The organism is Sphingobacteruim zhuxiongii (genome assembly GCF_009557615.1).
Taxonomy (GTDB): domain Bacteria; phylum Bacteroidota; class Bacteroidia; order Sphingobacteriales; family Sphingobacteriaceae; genus Sphingobacterium; species Sphingobacterium zhuxiongii.
The window spans coordinates 430475-444376 of sequence record NZ_CP045652.1 but is presented as its reverse complement, the minus strand read 5'-3'; the positions used below and the strand labels follow the sequence as shown (position 1 = coordinate 444376).

9 protein-coding genes are annotated in these 13902 nt (G+C 39.1%); 6 read left to right on the top strand and 3 right to left on the bottom strand.

Annotation, left to right across the window (positions count from 1 at the left end; genetic code table 11):
• Window positions 1-8: 8 nt before the first annotated feature.
• The gene (locus tag GFH32_RS01865; RefSeq protein ID WP_153509461.1) at window positions 9-3188 is read right to left on the bottom strand and encodes a SusC/RagA family TonB-linked outer membrane protein; all 3180 of its coding nucleotides are present in this window, start codon (window positions 3186-3188) and stop codon (window positions 9-11) included.
• A 336-nt stretch (window positions 3189-3524) separates the two neighbouring features.
• On the opposite strand from GFH32_RS01865, the gene GFH32_RS01860 reads away from it, so the two are divergent.
• Window positions 3525-6404 carry a DEAD/DEAH box helicase gene (locus tag GFH32_RS01860; RefSeq protein ID WP_153509460.1) on the top strand — a complete coding sequence of 960 codons (2880 nt, stop codon included), beginning with the start codon at window positions 3525-3527 and terminating at the stop codon, window positions 6402-6404.
• Between the two features lie 315 nt (window positions 6405-6719).
• Here GFH32_RS01860 and GFH32_RS01855 read toward each other — a convergent pair whose 3' ends face one another.
• Together GFH32_RS01855 and gltX are read right to left on the bottom strand one after the other, a co-directional pair.
• Window positions 6720-7589, bottom strand: coding sequence for a sugar phosphate isomerase/epimerase family protein (locus tag GFH32_RS01855; RefSeq protein ID WP_228384188.1), 870 nt, complete (start codon window positions 7587-7589; stop codon window positions 6720-6722).
• A 22-nt stretch (window positions 7590-7611) separates the two neighbouring features.
• Entirely contained in the window at window positions 7612-9141 is a 1530-nt protein-coding gene (gltX, locus tag GFH32_RS01850; protein WP_153509459.1) for a glutamate--tRNA ligase, read from the bottom strand.
• Between the two features lie 80 nt (window positions 9142-9221).
• On the opposite strand from gltX, the gene GFH32_RS01845 reads away from it, so the two are divergent.
• From GFH32_RS01845 to GFH32_RS01825, 5 genes are all read left to right on the top strand, one after another.
• Entirely contained in the window at window positions 9222-10445 is a 1224-nt protein-coding gene (locus GFH32_RS01845; RefSeq protein WP_153509458.1) for a sensor histidine kinase, read from the top strand.
• Window positions 10426-10962 carry a DinB family protein gene (locus GFH32_RS01840; protein WP_153509457.1) on the top strand — a complete coding sequence of 179 codons (537 nt, stop codon included), beginning with the start codon at window positions 10426-10428 and terminating at the stop codon, window positions 10960-10962. Before GFH32_RS01845 ends, GFH32_RS01840 begins: the two co-directional genes overlap by 20 nt.
• Window positions 10952-11374 carry a hotdog fold thioesterase gene (locus GFH32_RS01835; RefSeq protein WP_153509456.1) on the top strand — a complete coding sequence of 141 codons (423 nt, stop codon included), beginning with the start codon at window positions 10952-10954 and terminating at the stop codon, window positions 11372-11374. Before GFH32_RS01840 ends, GFH32_RS01835 begins: the two co-directional genes overlap by 11 nt.
• 311 nt (window positions 11375-11685) lie before the next feature.
• Window positions 11686-12948 carry a sugar MFS transporter gene (locus GFH32_RS01830; RefSeq protein WP_153509455.1) on the top strand — a complete coding sequence of 421 codons (1263 nt, stop codon included), beginning with the start codon at window positions 11686-11688 and terminating at the stop codon, window positions 12946-12948.
• A 93-nt stretch (window positions 12949-13041) separates the two neighbouring features.
• Window positions 13042-13887: a DUF2911 domain-containing protein gene (locus tag GFH32_RS01825; RefSeq protein WP_153509454.1), complete on the top strand. Its 846-nt coding sequence runs from the start codon at window positions 13042-13044 to the stop codon at window positions 13885-13887.
• Window positions 13888-13902: the final 15 nt, after the last annotated feature.

The following is a 13902-nucleotide window of genomic DNA, read 5'->3' as shown; positions in this document are numbered from 1 at the left end:
TTTCTCCGTTAAAAATCAAACTGAATACCTAAAGTGAATTTTGTAGGCAACGGATAACCGTCTGCCATATCATATCCCTGTCCGTCGACGCGTTCAGCATCAATTCCTGAGAATTTCTGAATCATCAAGACATTGTCCATTGACCCATAAAGTCTAAGCGTATTAAGCTTTGCTCTTTGCATCCATTCATGCTTAGAAGGATCAAAACGATAAGTTAAGTTGACATTTTTGATACGCACGTACCAACCTGGTTCCATAAACATCGACTGCCCTGTTCTCCAAGTATACAGTGCTAAATATGGGTTAAACGCTGGATATTGTGCCACATCACCATCTTGCTTCCAATAGCTGTATTGCTCCATATCACCGATTGAACGTCTCGCCATGTCAAACGGATTTCCATAGAAGAAACTATTCGACATACGCCTTGCGAACGATTGGTTCATGATATCTCTACCTAACGTGAAGGTTGTTAAGATTTGCAAAGAGAAGTCTTTGTATGTAAATAAATTCGTAAAACCACCCACTACTTTTGGATTTGGGTCCCCAAAGAATGTGCGGTCATCCTCACCAATGGCATCAGAAATCTTGTAATCACCATTGACATCAACCCAGTTGGCATAACCAGGCTTCAATGTACCCCACTTCGTACTACCCACTGCCCCTGTATAAGGATTTACAGTGATATCATTAGCTGTACTTATTGCGCCATCCACTAAGAAGCCATAGTACATATTTAAAGGTTTACCCACAACATAAACAGCCTGACCATAGTAAATATCACGGTTCCCGTTAGGCAATGATGTTACCATATTTTTGTTGAAGGCCATATTGATGGACGGAGTCCATTGAAACGCACTTTCATTGTTTAAAACGCGACCTCCAATATTTAGCTCAATACCTGAGTTACGAACAGAAGCCGCATTGGTAAATGTGCTTAGGTAACCTGTGTACTCAGGAATAGTAATACTCAACATCTGACCGGAAGTCTCACGAGTATAGGCATCAATATTGAAGAATAGACGATTGCCAAATAAACTTCCATCCAAACCTAAGTTCCATGTTTCAGTTTCCTGCCAAGTAATGTTATCATTTGTAATACCCGAATAGTCAGGGATTACAGCAGATTGTCCACCATAGGTAAGAACCGTACCCGAACCCTCGTAACTAGCATCTCCCGCTAAATAAGCATTATAACGGTCATAATCCGTAATACTTGATTCATCACCAGTTTTACCCCAGCTACCTCTTAGCTTCAATTCATTTATCCAGCCTAGTTTTGAAGCAAATTCCTCATTTGAGATAATCCAACCAAATGCTAGCGATGGGAAATCTCCCCATTTATTGTTTTTTCCAAAACGCGATGAAGCGTCTCTTCTCCAAACCGCATCTAACAAATATCTATTGTCATAGTCGTAGTGAATCGCTCCTAAATAGGATAATTTAGCGTAGCTTGAAAGATCTGAATTTCCAGCTAAATTCCCAGACTGGATTCCTTTAATAACCTGAATATTGTCATTTGGAATACCACTTCCACGAAGATACAAACCGCTATTTGTACGCTCCTCGTATTCCTGAATTGCGTTGGCCGTAAAATTATGAACATCATTAAACGTCTTTGTCCATAACAAGTTATTCGTCAATAGATATTTTCTATATTGAGTCGAAGTTGATTTTCCTGCTGCAAGTCCATCGGAGTTCATGTAGGATGGAGAGAAAAAGTCATTCTTTGCTGTAGAATAGCTAATAATACTACGTGTGCTTAAACGAAAATCGTTTAAAAACGAATAGCGCAATTCCCCGACCCCGGTCAAATCCACATTGATATTATCATTACGTTGATGATTGTATGGATTTAAAATTCCATCAAGCGTTTCGTCTGAAAGCCTATATAAGGACGAGTACATATCGATTGGATTAATACCAAATACATCCCGATAAGATCCTTCTCGAATGAATGCAGTATTTCCTCGACCTTCTTTTCTACTCATCGTAGAAACTTTAAAGTTTGTTAATAATTCTAAGGATTTAGAGAAATTGAAATTGACGTTACTGGTAAATGAATAACGTTTGAAACCTGTATTGATTACAACCCCTTTTTCATTGTATAAACCGCCAGAAATACGATAATTGATATGTTCAGTACCACCAGAAACAGAAAGATCATAATTTTGAATTCCTCCAGGACGGAAGAAAATCTCTTGATAATCTGTATTACTATTGAAAGCTGGATTTAAACTATCAGTCAACATAATTGGCAAATTTGACTGCTGTGCATGCGATCCGTAACGATAAAGGAGATCTAGTTTTTGATTACGCTCCGCTACTCCCAATAAAGTGTTTAGTTTTTCTGGTTGCGTGATATAACCCTGATAAGTATTCACACTAATTCTTGGACGCCCAACGCGACCACGTTTCGTTTTTACTAAGATTACCCCATTATTCGCACGAGCACCATAAAGCGCCGCTGCAGATGCATCTTTCAATACGTCGACCGACTCGATATCGTTCGGATTTAAACTTGACAAAAAGTTTGTTCCCGTAACGTTATAAGCACGAACTTCGTCGTCTGCGATCGGTACCCCATCAATAACGTACAAAGGATTACTCGTTAAGTTTTCTGTATCAAACATACTACTTGAACGTGGGATATTTGAGTTACCACGAATAACTAAAGATGTCTTCACCCCCGGCATACCCGTAAAGTTCTGTACGTTAACCCCAGGAAGCTTACCTTGCAATAAAACGTCGATACTTGCTGCAGGCAGGTTTTCGATATCCTTCGCCGTAACGCTGGAAATGGAACCTGTTGTTTTTCTACGATCAATAGTCGTATAACCTGTAACAATCGTCTCTTCTAAAGCATTTGAAGACTCTTCCAACGTTACGTTAATTCTAGTTCGGTTTTCAACGGGAACTTCTCGACGTTGATAACCTACGAGGTCAAAAATTAGGACGTCATTGCCTGCAACACTCACTTCGAAAGCACCGTTTTGATCGGTTGCTACCAAAGCCTTGTTGTTTTTCTTCACACGAACAGAAACTCCCGTTAATGCTCCATTTGAATCAGACACGATACCAGTAACTTTAATTTGACCTATTGCAGAGAAACTGCAACATAAGATGAGCAAAAGGACGACAAAAATCCCTTTAAACTCCAGATAAGATCTGCGTAAATCTTGATACATAAAAAGGCTTGATAAATGTGATGGTTTTGTTAATAATTTCGTTTCTAAAATTAAGCAGCGAAAAATAAGTTGCAATAGCTAAAACGCTATAGAAATATCGCTACGCGTTTCGCAAACGTTTGCGAAAAACATTCAGCAACAACACAAACGTTTGCTCAATTTTCAAAAAATTGTAACAATGCTGTGTTTCATAGTTAAATTTTTGTTAAAACTGCAAGAAACTCAAGTTCACTTTTTAAGGAAAAAAGTGAAATAACAATAAATTAATACCCTGATTTCCTGCCGAGGCAATATTTGACGTATATTAGTAGCTTTTTCTAGCGTACAAGATCCAGCATGCAGCACGGAAAGACTTCATTGTCATATCGATTGGTATATTCTTTGGGAAAACATCCTTACTTAGGTTTTCTAATTGAACCGCATATCGTTCATTTGAATCAGAATGGCTCCTATTCGTTGTCCTATAAGCGCGTGTTTAGCAATACGGTGGATGAATTTGCCCCCGCACTGGATGACCTGGATTATAAACTAATAAAACTCCTCGATGAAATCGAACAAACGCATATTATAAAGCGTTTTCATAAAAAAGCAATCCGACCCGTCGATTACTTTACCAAGGTATTTGACCAAAACATGTACGATTACATTCGTCCAAAAATCGAACAACGAATGCTGAATTTTCTACAGCAAGTTGCAGACAAACCCTTATTCCTCATGAGCAAAGATGGCTATCCTGCGGAACAAGAATTGCAAATTGCACCAACAGCAACCTCCGTACTTTTCCATTTTCGACGAAATGAATCTGAAACTCGTTATTTTCCTACACTGAAATATGAGGGGCATCGTATGGAGTTCATGTTTAAGGATGCCGAAGTCATCGTGAATCAACAAGCTTGGTTATTATTAGAAAACACCTTGTATCATTTTGATGAGGATTTGGAGGGGAAAAAGTTAACCCCATTTCTAAACAAGCGTTTTATTTCCATTCCTCGAAACACGGAGAAAAAGTACTTTGAGACCTTCGTAACAGGTTTAATTGAGAAGCATCATGTTTACGCGGAGGGCTTCGAAATACTTAACTATAAAGAGCAAGCAAGTCCCGAACTTCGGATTATTTATAGTCCGGAAGGAGATGCGCAGCTTCAATTATTCTTTCAATACGGTGCATATAGTTTTCCGGCAGGTGGAAATCAAACGGTTACTGTCCGCTATGTTCCTGATGCTGAAAATGACAAGCACCAGTTCTTCCGTATCAAAAGGGCGACCTCTTGGGAAGAAAAAAAGGAAGCATCGCTTCTTAGTTTAGGCTTAGCGAAAGCAGACGCACTCTTTAGTACTTTTAAACCGAAGGATGTTGGTTTAGGCTTCAACCCATCGATTATCGAATGGGTCAATGAACATTTGTCTCAATTGGAAGAACAAGGGTTTCATATTACACAAAGTCATAAAGAAAAGCGATTTCTGATTGGAAAAACCAGTATAAGCATCGAGATTGCAGAGCAGAACGATTGGTTTGATGTCAGAGCAATTGTTCGATTCGGCCCTTATGAAATCCCATTTACCTCACTACGCCAACACATCATCAATAAACAGCAAGAGTTTGCTTTGCCGAATGGGGAAATTGCGATTATTCCTCAGGAATGGTTTTCGCAATATGAGCATTTATTCCAATTCTCCTCGAAAAAGGATGAAATCCGAATTAGTCGACTACACATCGGCTTGTTAAATGATGTCAGCGAACATACCGAAGTAGCTATGCAACGAAAGTTGAATAAACTAGGTGAGTTTGATCAAATTGAAGATATAGACCCTCCTATAAAATTCAAGGGATCGTTACGTCCGTACCAAAAGGCCGGCTACAATTGGTTTCATTTCCTTCAACAATACCGATTTGGTGGATTACTTGCTGACGATATGGGTTTGGGAAAAACAGTACAGACCCTTGCGCTCTTACAGCATCAAAAGGAAACCTTAGGTCCACAAGACCCCAAAACATCCTTATTGATTGTACCTACCTCTCTAATCTTTAATTGGCAAAAAGAAGCGGAACGCTTTGTTCCAAACCTGCGCGTACTTCTGCATACTGGGGGTAATCGTAGTAAGGATAGTTTTGCCTTCAGCCATTTCGACTTAATCATCAGTACGTATGGTATTGCTCGTATCGACGAAGATCTATTGTCGAGTTTCTTCTTCAATTACATCATTCTTGATGAGAGCCAAAACATTAAAAATCCGCGTTCAAAATCATTTAGCTCAATAAAGCAGCTTAAAAGTAAAAACAAACTCGCCCTTAGTGGTACTCCAATTGAGAATAGTGTTCTTGATATTTGGTCGCAAATGCATTTTGCCAACCCTGGATTATTAGGCTCTTTTACTTATTTCCAGAAAGAATTTGTGCAAGCGATTGAAAAGAAAAAAGATGAGGAAAAAGCAAGGCGCTTGCAGGCGATTATTAAACCATTCGTACTGCGCCGGACAAAATCCCAAGTGGCAACCGAACTGCCCCCAAAATCTGAACAGATTTTCTACTGCAGCATGTCTGAAGAGCAGTCCGAATATTATGAGCGTGTCAAATCTGAATACAGAAATGCCTTACTCGATGGTGCATTCTCCGGAAAAGCATCCCAAATTGCACTCCTACAAGGTTTAACAAAACTTCGTCAGTTGGCAAATCATCCATCAATGATTGATCAAGGTTATGAAGGTGGTTCTGGCAAATTTGAAGCGGCTATCGAGTTGATGGAATCAATCATTGAGGAAGGCAATAAGGTTCTAATCTTTTCTCAATTCGTAAAACATTTACAACTATTCCGAGAACACTTCGAAAAACAAAAAATACGTTATGCTTATTTAGATGGTTCAACAGCTGATCGAAATAGTGCTGTTAAAACGTTTAAAGAAAACGATGATGTACAAGTCTTTTTGATTTCCATTAAAGCCGGTGGCGTGGGGCTCAACCTCACCGAAGCCGACTACGTTTTCATACTCGACCCTTGGTGGAACCCAGCCGTAGAACAGCAAGCAATCGACCGAAGCCACCGTATTGGCCAGGTGAAGAATGTATTTATCTATAAATTCATTAGTAAGGATAGTATAGAAGAGAAGATCCTTGCCCTACAAGGAATGAAGAAGACACTTGCAAGCTCACTAATCACTACGGAAGAAAGTTTTGTAAAATCATTGAGCAAAGCAGACATCAGCGAATTATTCAGCTAAACTGATTTTTTTATAGACTCAACATCCTGAATCTACCGTAAATTTATTTTTCGTCTTTTTGGCCGTTGCGATTTAATTTATCGCAAATATTCCTTTCGAAATCCGTTTGATGGGAAAGAGGATAAAGTGATGCATTGGTTATACTTTCTTCGTACATGCTTCGGCCCTTGGTCGAACAAACGGAATAATTTCCGATTTAAAGTAAAGCCCTTATCTGAGCTACTTCGTTCGAATTTGGAAGGCAAAAAAAACATAGCCAAAAAAAAACGCTAGGAAAGATCCTAGCGCTTTTTATTTTTTTTCGGTGTTTGAGTACTACAAAGCTGTTCTGAAGTTTTCTGCAGAAACTTTCACTTCCGGCATATTGTTCTCCCAGTGGTACTCATATTCTGCGGATAACATTCCTTTAAAGTTTTGACGCTTCAATTCTGCCTGTACCTCTTTCAATCCTAATTTTCCTGTTCCCCATGGAACGTCATGAGCCTTTTTATTACCAAACTCATTCAGATCTTTAAAATGAAGGTGTACAATTTTACCGTCTAATTTTTTCAGACACTCAATTGGATTCAAGCCAGAGCGCATCCAGTGACCAACATCTGCAGTTGCTCCCATTCGCTTGCTTCTTCCTTCCAATGCTTTTAGCACGACGTCAGGATTCCAGTATTTTGAAGGTGTAGGATGGTTATGAATCCCCACAAGGATATCATATTTGTCGGCAAGATTTGAAATTACATCAAGCATTGCATCATCCGGTTCACAATTGATGACTTTAACACCCATGTCTTTAGCAAATGCAAATACCTTCTCCCATTCTACAGCATCTTTTGCACCCACTACGCCATAAGCATGTAAAGTGATTTTTTTGTCTTTAAGAAGTTTTTTCACAAGAGTTCTGCCTTCTGCAGAAAGATCATAAGTCATCTTCTCGCTACTGCCAGCACCAATCGTTTGACCTGGAAAAGCTTCTACATAGCGAAGTCCAGCGCTATCGATTTTATTTAGTGCATCTGCAAAAGAGAATAAACGGAAGGTATAAGCTTGTGCTCCTAACTTCCAACCTAATTTTTCTTCTGGAAAACGTTGTTGGCTTGTGCCCTGTTGCGCTTTACCTGTTGTCGCGCAGGATGTGGTAAACAACATCGCTGATGCTGCACATCCAAAGAGTAACTTCTTAATTAAATTCATTCGTATTCGTTTAGTTGATTATTTATGCTTCAAATTGAGGCAATGCCAACGCAATGCGTGCTACAACTTCTTCTTTGCCTAAAAGCTCTGCAATCTTAAATACATCCGGACCGAATTTCCCCCCAACAAGCATGATGCGGAATGGCATCATCAATTCACCAATTTTCATTCCTGATTCTGCTATCTTACCTTTAAAGAAGGTTTCTAGACTAGACGCTTCCCAAGTTGTTTGCTCAGCAAAGTCAACAGAAATTTGATTGAAGAAGGCTGTTTTTTCGGTGTTCCACTTCGGTTTAACGGCATCTACGTCATATTGCGTAGGCTTTTGGAAGAAGAAAGAGGCTTGCTCCCAAAAATCTTCGACGTAAGTTAATCTTTCTTTAACTAAATCCAAGATAGAATTGATAAAATTATCGCTTATTCCAGTTGTATCCAATGAATGATTAGCCATAATTTCTTTTACTTTTGGCAGTAATACAGTATTATCAGTAATTTTTATCCATTCCTGATTGTACCACTTGGCTTTCTCGAAGTCAAATTTTGCACCCGCTTTGCTAATACGTTCAACAGAGAATTTCTCAATCAATTCTTGCATTGTAAAAATTTCCTGTTCCGTTCCGTCGTTCCATCCTAACATAGCCAACATATTGACAAATGCTTCCGGTAAGAACCCGCGCTCGCGGAATCCAGTCGTTAATTCACCAGATTTTGGATCGCTCCAATTCATGGCATATACTGGAAATCCTAATCGATCACCATCACGCTTACTTAGTTTACCCTTACCGTCTGGTTTTAGGATTAATGGTAAATGCGCCCATTGAGGCATCTCTTCTTTCCAACCTAAATATTCCCACAATAGGATGTGTACAGGTGCTGATGGCAACCATTCTTCTCCACGAAACACATGCGAAATCTCCATTGCTCTATCATCAACAACGACAGCAAGGTGATAGGTTGGCATACCATCTGCTTTTAATAAAACCTTATCGTCAACTAATTTTGTTTCAAAACTAACTCGACCACGAATCATATCATCAAAAGAAACCACTTCTTCTTCGGGCATTTTGATTCGGATCGTATGTGCGGTACCAGCAGCTAATAAACGCTGAGTTTCCTCATCACCCAGGCTCAACGAGTTACGAAGACTCATTCGATTGTCATGGGCATAACGAAAATTAGGATGCAGTTTACGCTGTTCCTCTAATTCTTCCGACGTGTCAAAGGCATAATAAGCATATCCTTTCTTTATTAAACCCTCCGCATATTGACGGTATAAAGGCTTACGCTCACTTTGGCGATAGGGTGCAAACGCGCCCTCATTCCAAGGACTTTCGTCTGGCGTCAATCCGCACCATGCTAAACACTCTTTGATATATTCTTCAGCACCGGGTACAAAACGTGTTTGATCGGTATCTTCAATACGCAGGATAAAATCACCTCCGTGATGTTTTGCAAATAGATAGTTGAACAGCGCGGTTCTCACACCGCCTAAATGTAACCCGCCTGTAGGACTTGGCGCGAAACGAACCCTAACTTTGTTTTGTGAACTCATAAGCGCAAAATTACGCATTTCTTTATTTTGTTTGTTGAAGCTATAGGAAAATCATTAATTTGCTGACAATTATTGGGTCTATGAAGCAACATCCGTACAGATATAATAAGCAACAATGGAAATTTCTATTGTTTTTATTTGCGGCATTAATTGCTACGGCATCCCTTTTATATAGCAATTATCTCGTAAAAAGTCTCTCTAAATCGGAACGTACGAAGGCTGAGGTTTGGGCCATGTCCACCAAAAGTATCGTAACGATGCCGGATGTCAACGATGAGTTTATCAGTTTTATTTCAGCCGTTCGAGACAGCTTAAGTTTGCCTGCAATTATTACAGACAAGAATGAAGCAATCGTCGCTTGGCGCGATTTGGATAGTACCAAAACTGATAATCCGAATGATCCTGATTCATTAAAACAGTATGATCCTGATTATTTCCAAAAGCAGTTAAACAAAATGAAAAAGGCTCACCCGCCTATCCATATTTCGTTGGATAGCGGTCAAGAATGGCGAGTCTATTATCACGATTCAAATGCTTTAGCTCAATTACGTATATTTCCATACTTACAGCTGTCATTGATTGCTATTTTCTTGATTATCGCCTATACTGTTTTTAACTCTATTCGTGATTCGGAGCAAAACTTAGTTTGGGTAGGTATGGCTAAAGAGGCGGCACATCAATTGGGCACCCCGATTTCCTCGATGATGGGCTGGTTGGAACTTGCCCGTGTTACTTACGATGCCGAAGATGACAGTGTTTTTAACGAAATGGAGCGTGACATCAAACGTCTTGAAATTGTTGCGGATCGCTTTTCTAAAATCGGTTCGACACCATCCTTGACCAATCATGCCGTTTATCCTGTTGTAGAAGAATATGTCAACTATTTTAAGGTGAGAACGAGCCAGCGTATTACTTTTGAGCTGGTGGGAGACCAACAAGTTGAAGCCAAATTGAATGTTCAGGTATTTGACTGGATCATAGAAAATCTCTTAAAAAATGCTGTAAATGCGATTGAAGCCGAGGGTAAAATCAGCATCAACATTTCGGAAAACATTGCAAAAGAAGAAATTTTTATAGACATTAGCGACACCGGGAAAGGGATCCCAAGAGCAAATTGGGAGGTCATTTTTCAACCAGGATATACAACACGTAAACGCGGCTGGGGCTTAGGGCTAAGTTTGACAAAACGTATGGTCTACTACCATCAAGGACAAATTTTTGTTAAAGAATCTGAAATAGGAAAAGGAACTACATTTAGAATTATCTTAAAAAGTAATTTACGCTATGAACCAACTCAAATCTGACGAATATCCAGCGATCTTCAGTGACTATATAGAAACCGTAACAGGCGATGTTATGGAAGAACTAAAGACTCAGCTAGACACATTCCCCGAATTTATTGACAGCATTCCTGAAAACATGGGATCTTATGCTTATGCGGAAGATAAATGGTCAATTAAAGAAGTACTTTGCCATATATTAGATTGTGAACGGGTAATGGCTTATCGTGCATTACGATTTGGCAGAAATGACATGACCGCATTAGCTTCATTCGAGCAGGATGAGTTTGTCTCTAACGGTCGTCACAATGAACGTCAACTAGCAGATATCGCCCAGGAGTTTATTCATTTAAGAAAAGCGAATTTATATTTATTCGAAGCATTTGACGAGAATGAACTTGCAAGAAAAGGGATGGCATCTGACCGATTAATAAGCGTAAGAGCTTTACTATATGTCATCGCGGGGCACCTTAATCATCATACTATTATATTAAAGGCCCGTTATTTAAAGAACCAAAACTTGAGCAACGATGTGGTTTAGAAGTTACTCATTAGAGGAGATCAACTCTTATTTTGCGATAAACATGACAGGTTTTTTGGATATTAAAGCGATATCCATTACTGAGGATGCTCTTGTTGCAGAAATGCCCGTAAACGAAAAAGTGAAACAACCTTTTGGAATTCTTCATGGAGGGGCTTCTGTTGTTCTCGCCGAATCTGTCGGCAGTATTGCTTCAGCGTTGATCATTGACATGGATAAATTTGCAGCTGTTGGCTTAGACATCAATGCAAATCACTTACGTCCTGTGACTAAAGGAAAAGTATTTGCGACTTGCAAACCTTTTCATATCGGAAAAACAACCCACGTTTGGGATATCAGAATTGTTGACGAACGTGATAAGTTAGTCTGTGTTTCCAGGCTCACGATGGCCATCATAAAAAAGCCTCAATAAATTTGAGCACAACCAAAGATTCTTCAAAACAATAGCTTAAAACTATTGTTTAACCCTATATACTACCATTTTTTGGTTTTATGATACGGTTTAGGTTTTTAGAGAGATGTCGCCCATTCGATGTCTCTCTTACTTTTAAAAGCCATTGACAACGAGTTGATAGCACTGAAAATCTAAGTAATCAAAATTCGGAATCTTCAACAATTTCTAATAAATGCAATCGTTTGACTAACAAATTCCGTTTTAAAATATCGATTTATTTTGTTAGCCTTGTGACTATCAAAAAATTCATAATCGATTAAATCAATTTTATGACCAATCAGAATAATCAATCAACCGTCGGACCAATGATTATAATTGGCGCCCTCTTCTTTATTTTTGGATTCGCCACTTGGCTAAACTCCCTCTTAATCCCTTATTTAAGAATCGCTTGTGAACTTACCGAAGTTCAATCTTACTTTGTAACATTCGCATTCTACATTGCTTACTTAGTGATGGCTCCCGTTTCAACATGGGTCTTAAATAGATTTGGATTTAAAAATGGTATGGCTATCTCGTTGGGCATTATGGCCGTCGGCGCATTATTATTCATTCCTGCTGCGTATTCGCGAACATACTTGTTATTCTTAACAGGACTGTTTGTCATGGGTGGTGGTTTAGCGATCTTACAAACCGCATCTAACCCTTACATAACGATTATTGGGCCTGTGGAAACTGCTGCTAAACGTATCAGTATCATGGGTATTTGCAACAAATTTGCCGGTGCGCTTGCACCAATTATCCTTGGCTACTTCTTAAATCTAGGAGAGGCAGATAAAGTACAAAAATCTTTAGCGACCATGAGTCCTGAAGAGTCGGCACAAGCTTTGGATAAAATTGCACTACAGGTAGTAAATCCATACATCGGGATTGTCGTTGTACTTATTTTATTAGGAATATGGATTTCTAAGGCTAATTTACCAGAGGTTAAAGGAGATGAAGAAGAAGATGCTTCTCACCACAATGCTTCCGAAGGCAAACAAAGTATTTTTGATTTCCCACATGTCATCTTAGGATTTATTTGTTTATTCCTTTATGTTGGTGTTGAAGTTTTAGCGGGTGATACCATTATCGCTTATGGTACGTATTTAGGAATTCCATTAGATACAGCAAAATTCTTTACGTCCTTCACTATGGTTTCGATGGTTGTCGGTTACGTAATCGGTATTATTGCAATACCAAAACACTTAGCGCAAGAGACTGCCCTAAAACTATGTGCAATCCTAGGTATTATTCTAACAGTAGGTATTGTATTTACTGATGGTATGGTTTCACTAACCTTAGTTGGACTATTAGGCTTAGCAAACTCTCTAGTATGGCCAGCAATTTGGCCTTTAGCTTTAAAGGGTGTGGGTCGTTTCACTGGTGCAGCGTCTGGAATTTTAGTGATGGGTATCGCTGGTGGAGCTGTAATTCCTTTGATATACGGACAGATTTCACACTCAGTAGGTTCTCACCAAGCATACTGGATTGCATTACCTTGTTACTTATACATATTGTACTACGCAGTAGCGGGACATAAAGTTAGAAAATAAGAGTTTTAACATCAAGTAAACGGAGATAGCTAGCTATCTCCGTTTGTTTTTTAAGCTAGGCTTCGTATATTCGGGAATTCAAGTTTTGATTCTATGAGAAAAATTGCAATAACACTCCTGTTAGCTTCAGGATTAATGTTCAGCGCGCAACAAGCAGACGCGCAGATTAAATTACCTCCTGCAAGTAGCACGCAGTTTATCCTTCAAGATTTAGGCATTAGCCAAGTCAGCGTTGTTTATCAACGTCCAAATATGAAAGGGAGAACAATCTTCGGAGAGCTTGTTCCTTATGAACAAATTTGGCGTACAGGTGCAAACAATGCGACAAACATTACATTCCAAAGTGATGTAAAAATTGAAGGTCAGGCTTTGGAGGCAGGTACATATGCCTTATTTACAATCCCTGGAAAAGATGAGTGGACTATTATTTTCAATAAAAATGCAAAACAATGGGGCGCTTATACGTATGATAAGGCAGACGATATTTTGCGTGTAAAAGTTAAACCTCGTGCACTAACAAATCCGATCGAAACTTTCACTATTGCTTTTGAAGAAGTGAATGATCAACATTTAAAAGCCTGTCTTCTTTGGGAGAAGACAAAAGTTTCTTTCTTAATCGAAGTTGATCAGAAAGCAGAAATTCTAGCGAGTATTGATGAAGCAATGCAAGCGGAGAAAAAACCTTACTTCCAAGCAGCTCAATATTACTATACACACGATATAGATATTAAGAAAGCAGCAGCATGGATGGTTGAGGCGGATAAAGGTAATTCGAAAGCTCCACATATTAAATATTGGAAATCATTGATCCTTGCAAAATCTGGCGATAAAGCAGGCTCAATCAAAGCGGCTGAAGAAGGTTTGAAAATGGCGAAGTCACAAAACAACGGTGAATACGTTAAGTTAAATACACAAGCGTTAGAAGCGGCGAAGAAATAGTCGCCTTTTAAGATA

Coding starts and splice junctions, on each gene's coding strand:
- GFH32_RS01835 (WP_153509456.1), top strand. CDS start 10,952: ATGTGGTTTAGAAGTTACTCATTAGAGGAGATCAACTCTTATTTTGCG.
- GFH32_RS01860 (WP_153509460.1), top strand. CDS start 3,525: ATGCAGCACGGAAAGACTTCATTGTCATATCGATTGGTATATTCTTTG.
- GFH32_RS01855 (WP_228384188.1), bottom strand. CDS start 7,589: ATGAATTTAATTAAGAAGTTACTCTTTGGATGTGCAGCATCAGCGATG.
- GFH32_RS01830 (WP_153509455.1), top strand. CDS start 11,686: ATGACCAATCAGAATAATCAATCAACCGTCGGACCAATGATTATAATT.
- GFH32_RS01840 (WP_153509457.1), top strand. CDS start 10,426: ATGAACCAACTCAAATCTGACGAATATCCAGCGATCTTCAGTGACTAT.
- GFH32_RS01845 (WP_153509458.1), top strand. CDS start 9,222: ATGAAGCAACATCCGTACAGATATAATAAGCAACAATGGAAATTTCTA.
- gltX (WP_153509459.1), bottom strand. CDS start 9,141: ATGAGTTCACAAAACAAAGTTAGGGTTCGTTTCGCGCCAAGTCCTACA.
- GFH32_RS01865 (WP_153509461.1), bottom strand. CDS start 3,188: ATGTATCAAGATTTACGCAGATCTTATCTGGAGTTTAAAGGGATTTTT.
- GFH32_RS01825 (WP_153509454.1), top strand. CDS start 13,042: ATGAGAAAAATTGCAATAACACTCCTGTTAGCTTCAGGATTAATGTTC.